The sequence below is a fragment of the Kitasatospora sp. NPDC048298 genome (assembly GCF_043201465.1).
In the GTDB taxonomy this organism is placed as follows: Bacteria; Actinomycetota; Actinomycetes; order Streptomycetales; family Streptomycetaceae; genus Kitasatospora.
This window is the reverse complement of sequence record NZ_JBICYZ010000058.1, coordinates 1-17,270: the sequence shown is the minus strand read 5'-3', so window position 1 is coordinate 17,270 and position 17,270 is coordinate 1. Positions and strand designations below refer to the sequence as shown.

Genomic DNA, 17,270 nt, shown 5'->3' with positions numbered 1-17,270 from the left:
TCAGCCCTCGCGCCGAGAGTCAGCGACACAACGCCCGCCCTCGTTGCGGTAGTTCCACGCCGCACCGTCCGTGACCAGCTCCCGGACGGCGGTCAGGAAGCGGTCGACGTGCTCGTCCGGCGTCCCGGCGCCGAAGCTCACCCGGATCGCGTTCAGGCTGCGCTCGCCCGGCAGCGAGGGCTCGGGCGCCCCGCACTCGGACGGCGCGACGTCCTCGTCCCCGAGCAGCGTGCGCACCAGCGGGTGGGCGCAGAACAGGCCGTCGCGCACCCCGATGCCGTACTCGGCGGACAGCGCGGCCGAGAAGTGCGAGCTGTTCCAGCCCCGGACGACGAAGGACAGCACGCCCACCCGGGCGGAGTCGGCCCCGAACAGGTTCAGCACCTTGACCTGCGGGATCCCGGCCAGCCCGGCCGTCAGCCGGGCGACCAGCTGCCGCTCGCGGGCCTCCAGCGCGTCGAAACCGGCCTCGGTCAGCGCCCGGCAGGCCGAGGCGATCGCGTAGGCGCCGATGACGTTCGGCGAGCCGGCCTCGTGCCGGGCCGGGCCGGTGTGCCACTGCACGGCCACCGAGCCGTCGGCCTCCCGCGCCACCGTCCGGGTCGCCCCGCCGCCGGCCAGGTACGGCTCGGCCTCGTCCAGCCAGTCCGCCCGGCCGGCCAGCACCCCGGCGCCGAACGGCGCGTAGATCTTGTGGCCGGAGAAGGCGATCCAGTCGACGTCCAGTTCGCGCACCGAGACCCGGTGGTGCGGCGCCAGCTGGGCGGCGTCCAGCACCACCCGGGCGCCGTGCCGGTGCGCGGTCCCGGTCAGCTCGGCGACCGGCCACAGCTCGCCGGTCACGTTGGAGGCGCCGGTGACGCAGAGCAGCTTGGGGCCCTCGGGCGCCTCGGCGAGCGCGGCGTCCAGCGCGGCCACCGCCTCGGCCCGCGAGCGCGGCGCCCGCAGGTAGGTGACGTCCAGTCCGGCGTGCGCCCAGGGCAGCAGCGAGGCGTGGTGCTCGGTCTCGAAGGCGAACACCCGGGTGCCGGCCGGAACGGCGGCGGCCAGCAGGTTGAGCGAGTCGGTGGTGGCCCGGGTGAAGACCACCTGGTCGCCCTCGCGCAGGTCGAGGAACTCGCCGACGGTGCGGCGGCTCTGCTCGAACAGGTCGGTGGACAGCTGGGAGAGGTAGCCGGCCCCGCGGTGGACGCTGCCGTAGTACGGCGCGTAGGCGGCGACGTCGTCCCACACCCGCTGGAGCGCCGGCGAGCTGGCCGCGTAGTCGAGTGCCGCGTAGCCGACCTTCTCACCGCTGGCCAGCGGGACCTGGACGTCGGTGCCGAGGACGGCGAGCGGGCCGCAGATTTCGGCGCAGGGCTGCCGCACGATGGGGGTCCCCCCGGACGAAGTCTGGGGGAGCGCCGAGAGAAGGGTGGTGGCGGGAGACGGGTGGGCGGACATGAGGATGCACTCCTTCAAGGGGTGAGGGACCCCGGGAGTGTCATTCGTCCGGCGTCCGCGCTTGTCGCACGGACGGCTTGCCGTGACGACCCGGTCCTCACCCAGGGCACCCCGCCACGGACGGAGGGTTGCCGGACAGCAAGCTGGGGCTTCGCGCTGTCACTCATGACCTGGCGAAGACTCTAGGCCGCGCCCGTCGGGCGGTCAAACGGGCGTCCGGCATCCGGACAGCGCGAGGGGCCCGCGGGAGGAATTCCCGCGGGCCCCGTCAACTGCCGTGTCAGATCCGGCTGGTGGCCTCCGACCAACGCCGCAGCAGGTCCTGGGCCGCGCCGGAGTCGATCGCCCTGGCGGCCCGCTCCATGCCGGCCGCCAGCTGCTCGGCGAGCGGTGCGTCGCGCAGGTCGAGCGCGACCAGCGCCGCCGCCGTGTTCAGCAGGACGGCGTCCCGGACCGGCCCGTGCTCCCCCGCCAGCAGTCGCCGCGCGACCTCCGCGTTGTACGAGGCGTCCGCCCCGCGCAGCGCCTCGATGCCGACCAGCTCGATGCCGACGTCCCGCGGGTCGAAGGCGGTCCGGGTGACCGCCCCGTCGCGCACCAGCCAGACCTGCGAGGTGGTGGTGATGGTCAGCTCGTCCAGTCCGTCGTCACCGCGGAAGACCAGCGCCGTCGCACCCCGCTCGGCCAGCACCCCGGCGATCAGTCCGGCCAGCCGGGTGTCGAAGCAGCCGATGGCGTGCGCGGTGACCTTGGCCGGGTTGGTCAGCGGGCCGAGGATGTTGAAGGAGGTCGGCACCCCGAGGTCGCGCCGCGCGGTGGCGGCGTGCCGCATCGAGGGGTGGAACTTCGCCGCGAAGCAGAAGGTGAGCCCGACCTCCTCGGCCACCTCGGCGACCCGCCGGGCGGAGAGGTCCAGCGCCACCCCGAGCTTCTCCAGCACGTCCGAGGAGCCGCTGCTCGAGGAGGCCGACCGGTTGCCGTGCTTGACCACCTTGGCGCCGGCGGCCGCCGCGACGATCGCGGACATGGTGGAGATGTTGACGGTCTTCGCCCGGTCGCCGCCGGTGCCGACGATGTCCACCGCCGGGCCGGGGATGTCCAGCGGCTCCGCGTGCGCGTACATCGCGTCGACCAGGCCGCCGATCTCCTCGACCGACTCGCCCTTGGCCCGCAGCGCGATCATGAACCCGGCCACCTGTACGGGGGACGCCTCGCCGCTCATGATCCGGTCCATCGCCCACGCGGTGGACGAGCGGTCGAGGTCCTCCCCCTGCAACAGTGCCGCCAGGAGGTCCGGCCAGGTGCGGACCACCTGCGCGGGGTCGCTACCGCCGTTCGCAGGGTTCACGTTCACCATGGCTGACTCCAGCTGTTGTCGGTTCCCCACTACGGGGGGACGTCCGTACGGATGGAGCCAGCCTATCGAGCGAAGCCTCCGCTTCTACCCCTGTCCTTTCCAGTTGCCGGGGCCGTCTTCAGCGGACGGCCGGAGTCCGCTTCGCCAGTCGCGCCCGCAGCAGGGTGGCCGCCGCCTCGGCCAGCGCCACCGGCTCCACCGGGTGGGAGATGGCCGCGTCGGCCCGGCTCCAGGCGGCGAGCCAGGAGTCCTGCGGCCGGCCGATCAGCACCAGCACCGGCGGGCAGCCGTAGATCTCGTCCTTGAGCTGGCGCGCGAGGCCCAGCCCCCCGGCCGGAACGGCCTCACCGTCCAGCACGCAGAGGTCCACTCCCCCCTTCTCCAGCGCCTTGAGCACCGCGGGGGTGGTCGCGCACTCCAGGTAGGTCAGTTCCGGAAGGTCCTCGGCGGGCCGGCGGCCGAGCGCCGTCAGCACCTGCTCGCGGGTGTTGCGGTCGTCGCTGTAGACGAGGACGGTGAGCGTCTCATCGGTCGTGTACGCCATGGGCCCTGCTCCCTCAAGTGTGATCCGGACCACGTTCGCCTGATCCGGATGCTACTCCCGATCACCCCCCGCCGAGTCCTCCTCGCGCACCTTCCCGGCCAACCGGGCCGCACCCCGGCTCACCCACCCGGAGGACGGCCCGTCACCCGATCCCGCCCGGTCCACCCGTACGGCCGACCCCGGGTCCCTTCCCCTACCTCCCGCGGCTGCTCCGGCCGTGCAACGACGCGCTGGGCAACGGGGTCGCGGGCCCCTCCGAAGAACCATCAGAAAAGGGACACGCCGCTGCTCAGCCCCCGTCCGGCCCCCGTGCCGCCCCCCAAGCGGGCATACCGCACGCACCGGACACTCCGAGGGACACCCCCCGACGTGAAGACGGAATAAGGGACCGACATAATGTCCGTCGTGGCGACAGCAACAGCAGTAGAAACCGGGCACGCGCACGGATCGGTCAACCGGCCGAACATGGTCAGCGTCGGAACGATCGTCTGGCTCAGTTCCGAGTTGATGTTCTTCGCGGCCCTCTTCGCGATGTACTTCACGCTCCGCTCCGTCAAGGGGCCGGAGTTCTGGACCGAGAAGGCCCACGCCCTCAACGTGCCCTTCTCCTCGGTCAACACCACGATCCTGGTGCTCTCCTCGCTCACCTGCCAGCTCGGTGTGTTCGCCGCCGAGCGTGGTGACGTGAAGAAGCTCCGGGCGTGGTTCATCCTCACGTTCGCCATGGGCGCGGTCTTCATCGGCGGCCAGGTCTTCGAGTACACCGAGCTGGTCAAGAAGGACGGCCTCTCGCTGTCCTCCGACCCGTACGGCACGGTGTTCTACCTGACCACCGGCTTCCACGGGCTGCACGTGACGGGTGGTCTGATCGCCTTCCTGCTGGTCCTGGGACGGACGTACGCAGCCAAGCGCTTCACGCACGAGCAAGCCACCGCCGCGATCGTCGTGTCGTACTACTGGCACTTCGTCGACGTCGTGTGGATCGGCCTGTTCGCGACCATCTACCTGATCAAGTAACCAGCTGATCAGGTCGCTGGCCACCGGCTGCGGCCCCCGCCCTCACCGGCGACGGGCCGCTTCTGCCGGTGCCGACGCTCCCACCGACCGACCGCGCGCGCAGCCCTAGACAGGCAGCCTCGTGCCGGCCAGACCGGCCGCCGGGTGCACCCACCAGTCGACCAGATCCTGACACCGGGGTTATTCCGTGAAAAAGCTCTCCGCACGACGGCGCCACCCATTGGCGGCGCTGGTCGTCCTACTTCTCGCCCTGGCGGCAACCGGGGGGCTGTACGCCGCGTTCGCGCCCGCCGACAAGGCGCAGGCCGACGTCGCCGCGCAGTCGCTCGCGATCGATGAGGGCAAGAAGCTCTTCGCCGTGGGCTGCTCCTCCTGCCATGGCCTGAACGGCCAGGGCAGCAGTGACGGTCCGAGCCTGGTCGGCGTCGGCTCCGCCGCCGTCGACTTCCAGGTCGGCACCGGCCGCATGCCCGCCCAGCAGCCCGGCGCGCAGGTCCCGCGCAAGAAGAACATCTACACGCAGGCCGAGATCGACCAGCTCGCCGCCTACGTCGCCTCCCTCGGTCCCGGCCCGGTGACCCCGACGGAGGAGCAGTTCACCTCGACCAACCCCGAGGACATCTCCAAGGGTGGCGAGCTGTTCCGCACCAACTGCGCCCAGTGCCACAACTTCGCCGGCCAGGGTGGTGCCCTGACCAAGGGCAAGTACGCCCCGTCGCTGGAGGGCGTGGACGCCAAGCACATCTACGAGGCCATGCAGACCGGCCCGCAGAACATGCCGTCGTTCCCGGACACCACCATGCCCGAGGAGCAGAAGAAGCAGATCGTGGCCTTCGTCCGCCACACCACCAACGATGAGCCCAACCCCGGCGGTCTCACCCTGGGCAGCCTCGGTCCGGTGACCGAGGGTCTGTTCGGCTGGATCTTCGGCCTCGGCACGCTCATCGCGGTCGCGATCTGGGTCGCCGCCCACACCACCAAGGCCAAGAAGTCATGAGCCACGACATGTCAGAAGAGAAGCTCCCGGAGCCGCACGGCTCCGCCGGCGAGGTGGCCGACCACGGCAGCCCGTTCGCCGACCCGGGCCTGCCGGCCCACGAGCCCCGTCGCACCGACATCGACGAGCGGGCCGCCAAGCGCGCCGAGCGCCAGGTCTCGCTGATGTTCGTGATCTCGATGCTCGCCACCGTCGGCTTCATCGCCTCGTACGTGGCCATCGACCCGGACAAGATCGTCTACATCTTCCCGCTCGGTCACGTCAGCGCGCTGAACTTCGCGCTCGGCCTGACCCTGGGCGTGGCGCTGTTCATGATCGGCGCGGGCGCGGTCCACTGGGCCCGCACCCTGATGTCGGACGTCGAGATGCCGGCCGAGCGTCACCCGATCGAGGCCTCCGACGAGGTCCGCGCGGACGTCATCGAGCAGTTCAAGACCGGTGCCGCCGAGTCCGGCTTCGGCCGCCGCAAGATGATCCGCAACACCCTGATCGGCTCCATGGCGCTGGTCCCGCTCTCCGGCGTGGTCCTGCTCCGTGACCTGGGCCCGCTTCCCGAGAAGAAGCTCAAGGAGACCGGTTGGAAGGAGGCGACCGACACCAAGCCGCTGGCGCTCATCAACATGAACACCATGCAGCCGATGAAGCCCGAGGACATCGTCGTCGGCTCGCTCACCTTCGCCATGCCCGAGGGCCTGTCCACGCACGACGAGGACTTCCAGCAGCGGATCGCCAAGGACGCCCTGATGCTGGTCCGGATCGCGCCCGAGGACATCAAGGACGAGAAGTCCAAGGACCTCGGCTTCGAGGGCATCCTGGCCTACTCCAAGATCTGCACCCACGTCGGCTGCCCGATCAGCCTGTACGAGCAGCAGACCCACCACGCGCTCTGCCCCTGCCACCAGTCGACCTTCGACCTGGCGGACGGCGCCCGCGTCATCTTCGGCCCGGCCGGCCACCCGCTGCCGCAGCTGAAGATCATCACTGACGAGAAGGGCAACCTGGTCGCCACCGGCGACTTCGATGAGCCCGTCGGCCCGAGCTACTGGGAGCGTGCTCGATGAGTAGCGCGAGCAGCACCACGACCGGTGCCGCCAAGCCCTCCAGCACGCGTGAGAAGCCCGCCAACAAGTGGGAAGCCGCGGCTGACTGGACTGACGGCCGGCTGGGGATCTACTCCCTCGCCAAGGCCAACCTGCGGAAGATCTTCCCGGACCACTGGTCCTTCATGCTGGGCGAGATCTGCCTCTACACGTTCGTCATCATCATCCTGACCGGTGTCTACCTGACGCTGTTCTTCAAGCCCTCGATGGCCGAGGTCGTCTACGACGGCTCGTACGTGCCGCTCAAGGGCATCCCGATGTCGGAGGCCTACGCCTCCACGGTGGACATCAGCTTCGAGGTCCGCGGCGGTCTGCTGATCCGTCAGATCCACCACTGGGCCGCCCTGGTCTTCGTGGCCGCGATGCTCGTCCACATGATGCGCGTGTTCTTCACCGGCGCGTTCCGCAAGCCGCGTGAGATCAACTGGGTCTTCGGCTTCCTGCTGCTGATCCTGGGCATGTTCGACGGCTTCTTCGGCTACTCCCTGCCGGACGACCTGCTGTCGGGCACCGGTATCCGCTTCATGGAAGGCGCGATCCTCGCCGTCCCGCTGATCGGCACCTACGTCCAGATGTTCCTGTTCGGGGGCGAGTTCCCCGGCCACGACATCGTGCCGCGGTTCTTCACCATCCACGTGCTGCTGATCCCGGGCATCATGCTCGGCCTGCTGGTGGCGCACCTGATCCTGGTCTTCTACCACAAGCACACCCAGTGGGCGGGCCCGGGCAAGACCGAGAAGAACGTCGTCGGCATGCCGCTGATGCCGGTCTACATGGCCAAGGCCGGTGGCTTCTTCTTCCTGGTGTTCGGCCTCATCGCCGTCATCTCGGCGATCGCCACGATCAACCCGATCTGGGCGTACGGCCCGTACCGTCCGGACCAGGTCTCCACGGACGCCCAGCCCGACTGGTACATGGGCTTCTCCGAGGGTCTGATCCGCATCATGCCGGGCTGGGAGATCAGCGTCTGGGGCGGCCACACCCTCAACCTGGGTGTCATGGTCCCGCTGGCGATCTTCCCGCTGGTCCTGGTCTCGATCGCGGCCTACCCGTTCATCGAGGGCTGGATCACCGGTGACAAGCGCGAGCACCACATCCTGGACCGCCCGCGCAACGCCCCGGTCCGCACCGCCCTGGGTGCCGCCTGGATCAGCCTCTACCTGATCCTGCTGATGGCCGGTGGCAACGACCTGTTCGCCACCCACCTGCACCTGTCGATCAACTCGGTCACCTACTTCGTCCGCGTCGGCTTCTTCGTCGTCCCGGTCGTGGTCTTCATCGTGACCAAGCGCTGGTGCCTCGGCCTCCAGCGCCGCGACAAGGAGAAGGTGCTGCACGGCCGCGAGACCGGCGTCATCAAGCGCCTGCCGCACGGCGAGTTCATCGAGGTGCACGCCCAGCTGCCGCAGCAGGACCTGTACAAGCTCACCGCGCACGACCAGAACCAGCCGGTCGAGCTGCCGGCCCAGACGGACGAGAACGGCGTGGCCCGCAAGGCCGGCGTCCTCACCCGCACCCGGGCCAAGCTCTCCCGCGGCTTCTACGGCGAGGGCAGCCAGATCCCCAAGCCGACCGCCGAGGAGCACCACGAGATCACCAGCGGCCACGGCCACCACTGATCCCGTAGGCACCACCGAGTCACCCCGAGGGCCGCTGACCAGAGTTCTTCTGGTCGGCGGCCCTCGGCCCTTTTCCGAACCAGCCGGCCCCGTACCCGCCCACGTCACCAGGAGCCCCCGTGCAGCTCTCCGTCGACCCCGCCTCGGCCACTCCCCCGTACGAGCAGATCCGCGCCCAGATCGCCGAGCGGGCCCGCTCCGGCGAGCTGCCGACCGGGCTGCGGCTGCCCACCGTCCGGGCCCTGGCCGAGGAGCTGGGGCTGGCCGCCGGAACGGTCGCCCGGGCCTACCGCGAGCTGGAGGCGGACGGCGTGGTGGAGACCCACGGCCGGCGCGGCACGCTGATCGCCGCCACCGGGGACTCCGCCCACCGGCTGGCCGCCGAGGCCGCCGCCGAGTACGCCGCCCGCGCGCACCGCCTGGGCGTCTCCCACGCGGACGCCCTGGCCGCCGTGGACACCGCGCTGCGGCTGGCCTACCCGGAGCTCTGACGGGCCCGTCAGGGCTCCGGACGGATCATCCCCACGGCGGGGGCCTGGGAGACCGGTGAGGTGGTGCTGACGGGCTGTCCGGAGGCGCTGTGCTTGACCCACTCCGTCCAGGCCACGTTCCAGTCCCCGAAACCGTTGCCGAAGGGCTCCATCGCGCCGCCGCGGCTGTTCACCACCGTCACCAGGTCCCCCACCCTGGTGTGCTGGTAGTACCACTCGGCGTTGTCGGTGCTCATGCCGGTACAGCCGTGGCTGACGTTCTCGACGCCCTGCGAGCCGACCGACCAGGGCGCGGCGTGGACGTACTCGCCGCTCCAGGTCACCCGGGTGGCCCACTTCACGTCGAGGTCGTACGACTCCGCGCTGCCCGCCGCTATGCCGATGGTCTCGCCGTTCATCCGGACCGAGCGCTCCTGGCCGAGCACCACCTTGACGCCGTTGCGGGTGTCGAAGCCGGGCTTGCCGGTGGTGACCGGGATGGTCCGCAGCGCCTCGCCGTCACGCTTCAGGGTGAGCTCGTGGGTCTCCGCGTCGATCACCGACTCCACCCGCTCGCCGATCCGCAGCTTCAGCGAGCTGCGGTCACCGCCGTAGAGGCCGTCGGCGATCCGGCTGCCGGTGCCGTCGAAGGCCAGTGAGACGGTCGTCCCGGCCGGCCAGTAGGCCTCCGGGCGGAAGTGCAGGTTCTTGTCGTCCACCCAGTACCAGGCGCCGGTGACGGCGGGCTGGGAGCCGACGGTCAGCACGTGCTCGACCTCCAGGCGGGCCTGCGGGTCCTTCACGGCCTCGGAGAGCTGCACGGTGAGCGGCTGGCCCACCCCGTAGACGCCGCTGCCGGAGGAGTCCGGGCCGAGCTTGGCGGTGAGCAGGCGCTGGCCGGGGAGGGTGCCGAAGTTCACCGTGGTGTCGCCGCGGCCGCCCTTGCCGTCGTCGGCGGAGATCCGCACGGTGTACGCGGTGGCGGCCTTCAGCCGGCCGGTGGTCTGCCAACTGCGCTGGTCCTCGGCGAGCTTCCCGGCGACCACCCGGCCGTCCGGGCCGACCACGGTGACGTCGGTGAGCCGGCTGTCCTTGACGGCGGTCACGGTGACCGGCTGGGACGGGTCGGCCTTGTCCTTTGCGGAGAGGCGGACCAGCGGGGCCGCGTCGATCCGGTGCGGTCCGACGGGCTCCTCCTCCCCGGCCGTGCAGGCGGCCAGGGGGGCCAGCACCGCGAGGGCCAGCGAGATGCCGCCGAGGGTTGCGATTCCCCGCCTGTCGGCCATGACCGCCTCCGAAGGTTCGCACGATTGATCAGATCGTAGGAACGCCACCTGGCGGAGCGACATCCGAGGGACTTCCGGTTCACCCACCGGAGTGAGTCCGTCACCCCGGAGGATGCAGCAGGGCCGGTCCTCCCATGCGGGAGGACCGGCCCTGGTGCCGGAAACGGGAACCCTACTGGTTCTGGTTCTCGCCCCGGTAGAACTCGAAGACCCATCCGAAGATGCCGATCATGATGATCGGGGCGGCCCAGAACATCAGCCACCAGCCGAAGATCACGCCCAGGAAGGCGAGCGCGCCACCGAGCGCCAGCGAGAGCGGCTGCCAGCTGTGCGGGGCGAAGAAGCCCAGCTCGCCGGAGTCGTCCGCGACCTCGGCCTCGGGGTTGTCACCCGCGCCGCTGTCCACCCGGCGGGCGGTGAAGGCGAGGTAGTACCCGATGAACGCGCAGAGGCCGAAGGCCAGGAACAGCGCGGTGGTGCCGGCGGCCTCGATGCCGAGGTCCGAGTGGTTGGTCCACAGACCGTAGGTCAGGGCCATCGCCAGCACGAAGACCGACAGGCCCAGGAAGATCTTTCCCTGTTCCTTCATCAGGCGTCGCCCTCCTTCTTACCCTTGTCCAGCTTCGGGGCGTCGTACTTCGCCGGGGTCACGCCGGCGAGGTGCTTGGCCGGCTCACCGTGGTTCTCCAGGTAGTCCAGCGCGGCGATCTCCGGGTGGTGGAGGTCGAAGGCCGGGGATTCGGAGCGGATCCGCGGGAGGGTGAGGAAGTTGTGCCGCGGCGGCGGGCAGGAGGTCGCCCACTCCAGCGAGCGGCCGAAGCCCCACGGGTCGTCCACGGCGACCTTCTCGCCGTACTTGGCGGTCTTCCAGACGTTGTAGAGGAACGGCAGGATCGACAGGCCGAGCACGAAGGAGCCGATGGTCGAGACGGTGTTCAGGGTGGTGAAGCCGTCCGCGGCCAGGTAGTCGGCGTAGCGGCGGGGCATGCCCTCCGCGCCGAGCCAGTGCTGCACCAGGAAGGTGGTGTGGAAGCCGATGAACAGCGTCCAGAAGGTGATCTTGCCGAGGCGCTCGTCCAGCATCTTGCCGGTCATCTTCGGCCACCAGAAGTGGAAGCCGGCGAACATCGCGAAGACGACGGTACCGAAGACCACGTAGTGGAAGTGGGCGACGACGAAGTACGAGTCCGAGACGTGGAAGTCGATCGGCGGGGAGGCCAGCAGAACACCGGTCAGACCACCGAAGAGGAAGGTGACCAGGAAGCCGACCGTCCAGAGCATCGGGGTCTCGAAGCTCAGCGAGCCCTTCCACATGGTGCCGACCCAGTTGAAGAACTTCACACCGGTCGGGACCGCGATCAGGAAGGTCATGAACGAGAAGAACGGCAGCAGTACCTGCCCGGTGACGTACATGTGGTGCGCCCACACCGTCACGGACAGACCGGCGATCGCGATGGTGGCCGCGATCAGGCCGGAGTAGCCGAACATCGGCTTGCGGCTGAAGACCGGGATGATCTCGGACACGATGCCGAAGAACGGCAGCGCGATGATGTACACCTCGGGGTGGCCGAAGAACCAGAACAGGTGCTGCCAGAGCATCGCCCCGCCGTTGGCCGGGTCGAAGACGTGGGCACCGAACTTGCGGTCCGCCTCCAGGGCGAACAGCGCGGCGGCCAGCACCGGGAAGGCCAGCAGGACCAGCACCGAGGTCAGCAGGACGTTCCAGACGAAGATCGACATCCGGAACATCGTCATGCCGGGAGCGCGCATGCAGATGATCGTGGTGATGAAGTTGACCGCACCGAGGATCGTGCCGAAGCCGGAGAAGGCCAGACCCATGATCCACATGTCGCCGCCGATGCCGGGCGAGTGCACGGCGTCGGAAAGCGGGGAGTAGGCGAACCAACCGAAGTCGGCGGCGCCGTTCGGGGTGACGAAGCCCGCCACCGCGATGGTCGAACCGAAGAGGTACAGCCAGTACGCGAACATGTTCAGACGCGGGAACGCCACGTCCGGGGCGCCGATCTGGAGCGGCATGATCCAGTTCGCGAAGCCGGCGAAGAGCGGCGTCGCGAACATCAGCAGCATGATCGTGCCGTGCATCGTGAACGCCTGGTTGAACTGCTCGTTCGACAGGATCTGGGTCCCGGGACGAGCCAGCTCGGCGCGCATGACCAGGGCGAGGATGCCACCGATCAGGAAGAAGGCGAACGACGTGGCCAGGTACAGCGTGCCGATCGTCTTGTGGTCAGTGGTGGTCATCCACTTGATGATGGTCGAACCCGGCTTCCGGGTCCGCTGCGCCCCGACCGTGACGGCCTCGGCGCCCCCGCCGGCCGCGGCGGGCTCGTTGAGGATTGTCACTTCTCTTCACTTCCCATGGTGATCAGGCCGGAGGGCACCGCACCGTTCTGGCCCTTGGCGCGAAGCTCGGCCAGGTGCTTGTCGTAGTCGGCACGGTCGACGACCTTGACGTTGAACAGCATGCGCGAGTGGTCGACGCCGCAGAGCTCGGCACACTTGCCCATGTACTCGCCCTTGACGGTCGGCGTGACCTCGAACTTGTTCACCACGCCCGGCACGACGTCCATCTTCATCATGAAGTTGACGGGCCAGAAGTCATGGATGACATCACGCGAGGTGAGGCGGAACTGCACCTTCTCGTTGACCGGCAGCCAGAGCGTCGGAGCGTCCTTGGGCGTACCGACCTCGTACGCGGCGTCCTTGTTGGCCGGGTCGGGGGTCTCGGTGTTCTCGTAGTTGAACGCCCAGCTCCACTGGAAGCCGACCACGTTGACGTAGTGCTGCGGCTTCTCGGAGACCTGCGTCAGCTTCGACTCGTCGCGGGCGACGAAGTAGAAGAGGACCGAGACGATGATGATGGGGACCGCGGTGTAGAGCGCCTCGATGGGCACGTTGTACCGGGTCTGCGGGGGGATCTCCACACCGGTGCGCTTGCGCCGGTGGAAGATCACGCTCCAGATGATCAGACCCCACATCAGTACGCCGACCACCAGCGCCGCGATCCAGGAGCCCTGCCACATCCGGAGGACCATGGGCCCTTCCTCGGTGACGGGGCTCGGGAGGCCAAGCCTGGGGAGGTCGTTGGCCGAGCAGCCGGTGGCGGTCGCGATGACGAGGCCCAGTGCCAGCGCCTGAGGCAGCTTCCGCCGCATCGTGCGCCGCGGCGAGCGGTCGGAGCCGTTGGGACTCACGTAGCGCCTTCCCGAAGTCTCGCCCGCCTTCGCGTCGCCCCGGGGAGGAGTGTGAGCCTCCCCGGCGACCCGTCCACGGGCACGGTTTGAATGCTTATGCGGGCCAAACCCTACTCCAGCCTTATGCGCTCCTGACGGGCAGCCCCCGGTAACGCGCCGCCTGCTAGCCCGATCAGGCCCGACAGGGGCTGCGTCGCAGGTCATCGCAGGCATTCGAGGTCCGTACGCCCGATCGGGGGATGACCTCGGACGACACCCGTGACGGCCCGTCGGACGCGGACGAAGCGGACATTCGGGATGATCGACTGACGGCGGGTGAGTCGCGCGATCGGACCGGGTCGCGGACCGGGTGTGTCGTTAAATGTGACCGTGTACTTCGACGCGGCCTCGACGGCCCCCCTGCACCCCGTCGCGCGGCAGGCCCTGACCGCCGCCCTGGACGAGGGCTGGGCCGATCCGGCCCGGCTGTACCGCTCCGGCCGACAGGCCCGGATGCTGCTGGACGCCGCCCGCGAGACGGTCGCCGCGGTGCTGGGCGCGCGGGCCGACGAGATCGCCTTCACCGCGAGCGGCACCCAGGCCGTCCAACTGGGCCTGCTGGGCGCCCTGGCCGGGAACCGGCGGCGCGGCGGCCACTTCGTGCACTCCGCGGTGGAGCACTCCAGCGTGCTGCACGTCGCCGAGCGCCAGCTGGCGGGCGGGGGCGAGGTCTCGGTGGCGCCGGTGGACCGGGGCGGCCGGGTCGACCCGGCGGCGCTCGGCGCGCTGCTGCGCCCGGACACCGCGCTGGCCGCGGTGCAGAGCGCCAACCACGAGGTCGGGACGGTGCAGCCGGTCGGCGAGGTCGCCGCGCTGTGCGCCGAGGCCGGCGTCCCACTGCTGGTGGACGCGGCGCAGAGCGCCGGACGGCTGGACGTCCCGGCGGGCTGGTCGCTGCTGACGGCGAGCGCCCACAAGTGGGGCGGCCCGCCCGGGGTCGGGGTGCTGGCGGTGCGCAAGGGCGTCCGGTACGCCTCGCCGCTGCCGGCCGACGAGCGCGAGGGCGGCCGGGTGCCCGGCTACGTCAACGTCCCGGCGATCGTGGCCGCGGCCGCCTCGCTGCGCGCCGTACGGGCCGAGGCCGAACGGGAGAACGCCCGGCTGCACGCGCTGGTCGAACGGATCCGCACCCGGGTGCCGCGGCTGGTGCCCGAGGTCGAGGTGGTCGGCGACCCGGTGCGGCGGCTGCCGCACATCGTCACCTTCTCCTGCATGTACGTGGACGGGGAGGTGCTGCTGACCGAGCTGGACCGGGCGGGCTTCGCGGTCTCCTCCGGCTCCTCCTGCACCTCGTCCACGTTGACGCCCAGCCACGTGCTGGCGGCGATGGGGGTGCTCACCGAGGGGAACGTGCGGGTCTCGCTGCCGTACGGGACGGCCGAGGCCGACGTGGAGCGCTTCCTCGCGGTGCTGCCGGACCTGGTGGCCGGCGTCCGGGCGCCGCTCGGGCTGGACCTGCCGGCGCCGGTGGCGCCCGTGGAGGTCACCGGGTCCGAGCGCCCGGAGGCGGGCGGGCCCGTCATCATCATCGACGCCTTGGGCAAGCGCTGCCCGCTGCCGGTGATCGAGCTGGCGAAGCGGATCGGCGAGGTGCCGCCGGGCGGCACGGTCGTCGTGCTGGCGGACGATGACGCGGCCCGGCTGGACATCCCGGCCTGGTGCGGGATGCGCGGGCAGGAGTACGCGGGCGAGGCCCCGGCCGCCGAGTACGGCGGCGACCGGGGCTCGGCCTACCTCGTGGTGCGCCGCTCCTGAGCGGGGCGGACTACTTGACCAGGTGCGCGGCGATCTCGCCGGCCGCCTCGGCGCCGTAGGCCTCCTCGAAGCGCTTCAGGAAGGTGGCCGGGCGCAGCTCGTACTCCTGGGTGCCGACGGTCTCGATCACCAGGGTGGCGAGCATGCAGCCGAGCTGGGCGGAACGCTCCAGGTCGAGGTCCCAGGACAGGCCCGCCAGGAAGCCGGCGCGGAAGGCGTCGCCGACGCCGGTCGGGTCGACCTTGGCCTCCTCCTTGGCGCAGCCGACCAGGATCGGCGCCTCGCCCTTGCGCTCGATCCGCACGCCCTTGCTGCCCAGGGTGGTGACCCGGGTGCCGACGCGGGTGAGCAGCTCCTCCGCGCCCCAGCCGGTCTTGCTCTCGATCAGCGCGGCCTCGTACTCGTTGGTGAAGAGGTACGCGGCGCCGTCCACGATCTCGCGGATGTCGTCGCCCTCCAGGCGGGCCAGCTGCTGGGACGGGTCGGCGGCGAAGGCGTAGCCGCGGGTGCGGCACTCCTGGGTGTGGCGGACCATGCCCTGCGGGTCGTCGGCGCCGATCAGGACGAGGTCCAGGCCGCCGACGCGGTCGGCGATCGGCTTCAGCTCGATGTTGCGGGCCTCGGCCATGGCGCCGGTGTAGAACGAGGCGATCTGGTTGTGGTCCTCGTCCGTGGTGCACATGAAGCGCGCGGTGTGGCGGGTCTCGGAGATGTGGACGGAGTCGCAGTCCACACCGTTGCGCTCGAGCCAGCTGCGGTACTCGGCGAAGTCCGCGCCGGCGGCGCCGACCAGGACGGGGCGCAGGCCGAGGACCCCCATGCCGAAGGCGATGTTCGGCGCGACGCCGCCGCGGCGGATGTCCAGGGCGTCGACCAGGAAGGACAGCGACACGGTGTGCAGCTGCTCGGCGACGAGCTGGTCGGCGAACCGACCCGGGAACGTCATCAGGTGGTCGGTGGCGATCGAGCCGGCGACGGCGATACGCACGGAAGGTCTCCTCAGGGTGGCTGCTGGGCCAGCGGGCAGGCGGGGATGAACCCACCCACGGTACCCGGCCCCGGGGAGCGCCCAGGCAGGAGTGCCGCAAGTTGCCGCCCGTACGGCCATGGTGGCACCCGTTGCCCCCCAACGTGTACTACCTCCCGGTAGCACTGGTGGGCGGCCGGGCCGCTGCCTAGGGTCGGCCGTGGAGGGCCCGTCGTGCGGGCCCCGTCGAAGACCGTGGCAGCGTGGCCACGGCCCTGGATCGGAGCGATACCGATGACGACCGACCCCTGCGCCCTGCCCGTCCTGCGGACCGAGGACGGCGAGACGCTCGACGCCCTGGTGGACTCCTCCCGGCGGCTGCGCCGGTTCTGGCCGGAGGTCGCGGCCGGCCCGGAGCCCGCCGTCCCCGCGCCGACCGGCTTCCGGGTGCCCTCCGGCGCGCGGCGGGTGGTCGCCGGGATGGCCGAGTACGGGCTCTGAGCCCGCCGGGCCGGGTTGATCGGAACGGGTCGTAACCGGGGCGGAACCGGATCCGACCGGAGCACGTCACATCCGCGCGGAGCGGCGAGGAGGCGGCACCGCTGAGCCCTCGGGAGGATGTGCAGATGGATCTGGAGACGATGCCCCGGCGCGGTCGGCGGGCGGTGGCCCTGGCCGCTCTGGCACTGGCGGCGGTGATGACGGTGGCCGGCTGTGACGGGGGCGGCAAGTCCGCCTCGGACTCGGCGGCGAGCGGCGCGGGCGCCGCCTCCGCCTCGGCGAGTGCCTCCGCGCAGGCCCCGGCGGACTCCGCGAGCCCGTCCTCGGCGGCCGCGAGCGGGACCGCTTCCGGTGCGGCCCAGCCGCCGGCCGGCCAGACGGCCACGGCGGCCTCGCCGGCGCCCGGGCAGCCGGCCCCGGCCACTCCCCCGGGCAACGGGATCGCGGTGGGCGAGCCGAACCCGAACGGGTCAGGCTCGCCGGTGCGCCCACCGGTCGGCTACCGGGTGGACGGCACCACCAAGCTGACCGTCTACTTCTTCGGCGGGGTCTGCACCACGTACGCGCTGAAGGCGGACGAGTCGCAGCCGGGCCGGGTGGACGTGCTGGTCGTGCCGGGACCGCCCACCGTCCAGCCGGGTCAGGTGTGCAACGCCCTGGCCAAGCGGCAGTCGGTGTCGGCCGACCTGCGCTCGCCGCTGGCGGGGCGGACCGTGGTGGACCGGACCAGCGGCCAGGAGGTGCCGCTGGAGGGCGACCCGCACATCGGGCCGGACCCGGTGAGCCCGGACGTCGCCGGGCGGTAGCCGCGCCGCGGCCGGAGGAACGAGAAGGGGGGCCCCGGGGGGCCCCCCGGGCCCCCCCCCCCCGCCGCGGGGGGGGGGGCGGGGCCGCCCGCCCCCCCCCCCGGGGGGGGGGGGGGGGGGGGTGGGTGCGGGCGGGGGGCGATAGTTGTGTGCC

Annotated in this window: 16 protein-coding genes and 1 riboswitch; of the genes, 8 read left to right on the top strand and 8 right to left on the bottom strand. The window is 71.0% G+C overall.

Going from position 1 to position 17,270, the window contains the following annotated elements; all coding sequences use genetic code 11:
• The 3 genes from ACGF0D_RS32550 to ACGF0D_RS32540 all read right to left on the bottom strand — a co-directional run bounded on the left by ACGF0D_RS32550 (position 1) and on the right by ACGF0D_RS32540 (position 3,344).
• A complete protein-coding gene (locus ACGF0D_RS32550; RefSeq protein ID WP_392922393.1) occupies positions 1–1,368 on the bottom strand; it encodes an aminotransferase class V-fold PLP-dependent enzyme in 1,368 nt (455 codons plus the stop codon).
• A 127-nt stretch (positions 1,369–1,495) separates the two neighbouring features.
• Positions 1,496–1,614: riboswitch (SAM riboswitch) on the bottom strand.
• Between the two features lie 109 nt (positions 1,615–1,723).
• On the bottom strand, positions 1,724–2,800 hold the full coding sequence (trpD, locus tag ACGF0D_RS32545; protein WP_392869408.1) for an anthranilate phosphoribosyltransferase: 1,077 nt from the start codon (positions 2,798–2,800) through the stop codon (positions 1,724–1,726).
• A 118-nt stretch (positions 2,801–2,918) separates the two neighbouring features.
• Complete coding sequence (locus ACGF0D_RS32540) at positions 2,919–3,344, bottom strand: hypothetical protein (protein WP_392869410.1); 426 nt, start codon at positions 3,342–3,344, stop codon at positions 2,919–2,921.
• A gap of 396 nt (positions 3,345–3,740) precedes the next feature.
• Between ACGF0D_RS32540 and ACGF0D_RS32535 the strand changes: the two genes are divergently transcribed.
• The 5 genes from ACGF0D_RS32535 (at position 3,741) to ACGF0D_RS32515 (ending at position 8,568) form a co-directional block, all read left to right on the top strand.
• Positions 3,741–4,361, top strand: a complete 621-nt coding sequence (locus tag ACGF0D_RS32535) for a heme-copper oxidase subunit III (RefSeq protein ID WP_049651835.1) — start codon at positions 3,741–3,743, stop codon at positions 4,359–4,361.
• A 187-nt stretch (positions 4,362–4,548) separates the two neighbouring features.
• Entirely contained in the window at positions 4,549–5,358 is an 810-nt protein-coding gene (locus ACGF0D_RS32530) for a c-type cytochrome (protein ID WP_360353819.1), read from the top strand.
• An 8-nt stretch (positions 5,359–5,366) separates the two neighbouring features.
• A complete protein-coding gene (locus ACGF0D_RS32525; RefSeq protein ID WP_392869413.1) occupies positions 5,367–6,419 on the top strand; it encodes a Rieske 2Fe-2S domain-containing protein in 1,053 nt (350 codons plus the stop codon).
• Positions 6,416–8,077 carry a cytochrome bc complex cytochrome b subunit gene (locus ACGF0D_RS32520; RefSeq protein ID WP_392869415.1) on the top strand — a complete coding sequence of 554 codons (1,662 nt, stop codon included), beginning with the start codon at positions 6,416–6,418 and terminating at the stop codon, positions 8,075–8,077. The genes ACGF0D_RS32525 and ACGF0D_RS32520 overlap by 4 nt, the downstream gene beginning before the upstream one ends.
• A 119-nt stretch (positions 8,078–8,196) precedes the next feature.
• On the top strand, positions 8,197–8,568 hold the full coding sequence (locus ACGF0D_RS32515; protein WP_392869417.1) for a GntR family transcriptional regulator: 372 nt from the start codon (positions 8,197–8,199) through the stop codon (positions 8,566–8,568).
• Positions 8,569–8,576: 8 nt separating this feature from the next.
• Here the strand turns inward: ACGF0D_RS32515 and ACGF0D_RS32510 are convergent, their stop codons facing one another.
• The 4 genes from ACGF0D_RS32510 to coxB form a co-directional block, all read right to left on the bottom strand.
• On the bottom strand, positions 8,577–9,833 hold the full coding sequence (locus tag ACGF0D_RS32510; protein WP_392869418.1) for an Ig-like domain-containing protein: 1,257 nt from the start codon (positions 9,831–9,833) through the stop codon (positions 8,577–8,579).
• A 172-nt stretch (positions 9,834–10,005) separates the two neighbouring features.
• Positions 10,006–10,422, bottom strand: a complete 417-nt coding sequence (locus ACGF0D_RS32505; protein WP_392869420.1) for a cytochrome c oxidase subunit 4 — start codon at positions 10,420–10,422, stop codon at positions 10,006–10,008.
• Complete coding sequence (gene ctaD / locus ACGF0D_RS32500) at positions 10,422–12,197, bottom strand: cytochrome c oxidase subunit I (protein WP_392922391.1); 1,776 nt, start codon at positions 12,195–12,197, stop codon at positions 10,422–10,424. The genes ACGF0D_RS32505 and ctaD overlap by 1 nt, the downstream gene beginning before the upstream one ends.
• Positions 12,194–13,048 carry a cytochrome c oxidase subunit II gene (gene coxB / locus ACGF0D_RS32495; RefSeq protein WP_392869423.1) on the bottom strand — a complete coding sequence of 285 codons (855 nt, stop codon included), beginning with the start codon at positions 13,046–13,048 and terminating at the stop codon, positions 12,194–12,196. The genes ctaD and coxB overlap by 4 nt, the downstream gene beginning before the upstream one ends.
• 363 nt (positions 13,049–13,411) lie before the next feature.
• On the opposite strand from coxB, the gene ACGF0D_RS32490 reads away from it, so the two are divergent.
• Positions 13,412–14,842: a cysteine desulfurase/sulfurtransferase TusA family protein gene (locus tag ACGF0D_RS32490; protein WP_392922388.1), complete on the top strand. Its 1,431-nt coding sequence runs from the start codon at positions 13,412–13,414 to the stop codon at positions 14,840–14,842.
• Positions 14,843–14,852: 10 nt separating this feature from the next.
• Here the strand turns inward: ACGF0D_RS32490 and ACGF0D_RS32485 are convergent, their stop codons facing one another.
• The gene (locus tag ACGF0D_RS32485; RefSeq protein WP_392922385.1) at positions 14,853–15,830 is read right to left on the bottom strand and encodes a carbohydrate kinase family protein; all 978 of its coding nucleotides are present in this window, start codon (positions 15,828–15,830) and stop codon (positions 14,853–14,855) included.
• Positions 15,831–16,103: 273 nt separating this feature from the next.
• On the opposite strand from ACGF0D_RS32485, the gene ACGF0D_RS32480 reads away from it, so the two are divergent.
• Positions 16,104–16,310: a hypothetical protein gene (locus ACGF0D_RS32480; RefSeq protein WP_392869428.1), complete on the top strand. Its 207-nt coding sequence runs from the start codon at positions 16,104–16,106 to the stop codon at positions 16,308–16,310.
• Between the two features lie 125 nt (positions 16,311–16,435).
• A complete protein-coding gene (locus ACGF0D_RS32475; RefSeq protein ID WP_392922382.1) occupies positions 16,436–17,116 on the top strand; it encodes a hypothetical protein in 681 nt (226 codons plus the stop codon).
• The last annotated feature ends 154 nt before the right edge of the window (positions 17,117–17,270 follow it).

What these genes read in the sequence shown, in the direction of transcription:
- trpD (WP_392869408.1), bottom strand. Translation starts at nt 2,800, where the DNA reads ATGGTGAACGTGAACCCTGCGAACGGCGGTAGCGACCCCGCGCAGGTG.
- ACGF0D_RS32540 (WP_392869410.1), bottom strand. Translation starts at nt 3,344, where the DNA reads ATGGCGTACACGACCGATGAGACGCTCACCGTCCTCGTCTACAGCGAC.
- ACGF0D_RS32535 (WP_049651835.1), top strand. Translation starts at nt 3,741, where the DNA reads ATGTCCGTCGTGGCGACAGCAACAGCAGTAGAAACCGGGCACGCGCAC.
- ACGF0D_RS32525 (WP_392869413.1), top strand. Translation starts at nt 5,367, where the DNA reads ATGTCAGAAGAGAAGCTCCCGGAGCCGCACGGCTCCGCCGGCGAGGTG.
- ACGF0D_RS32520 (WP_392869415.1), top strand. Translation starts at nt 6,416, where the DNA reads ATGAGTAGCGCGAGCAGCACCACGACCGGTGCCGCCAAGCCCTCCAGC.
- ACGF0D_RS32510 (WP_392869418.1), bottom strand. Translation starts at nt 9,833, where the DNA reads ATGGCCGACAGGCGGGGAATCGCAACCCTCGGCGGCATCTCGCTGGCC.
- ACGF0D_RS32505 (WP_392869420.1), bottom strand. Translation starts at nt 10,422, where the DNA reads ATGAAGGAACAGGGAAAGATCTTCCTGGGCCTGTCGGTCTTCGTGCTG.
- ACGF0D_RS32480 (WP_392869428.1), top strand. Translation starts at nt 16,104, where the DNA reads ATGACGACCGACCCCTGCGCCCTGCCCGTCCTGCGGACCGAGGACGGC.
- ACGF0D_RS32475 (WP_392922382.1), top strand. Translation starts at nt 16,436, where the DNA reads ATGGATCTGGAGACGATGCCCCGGCGCGGTCGGCGGGCGGTGGCCCTG.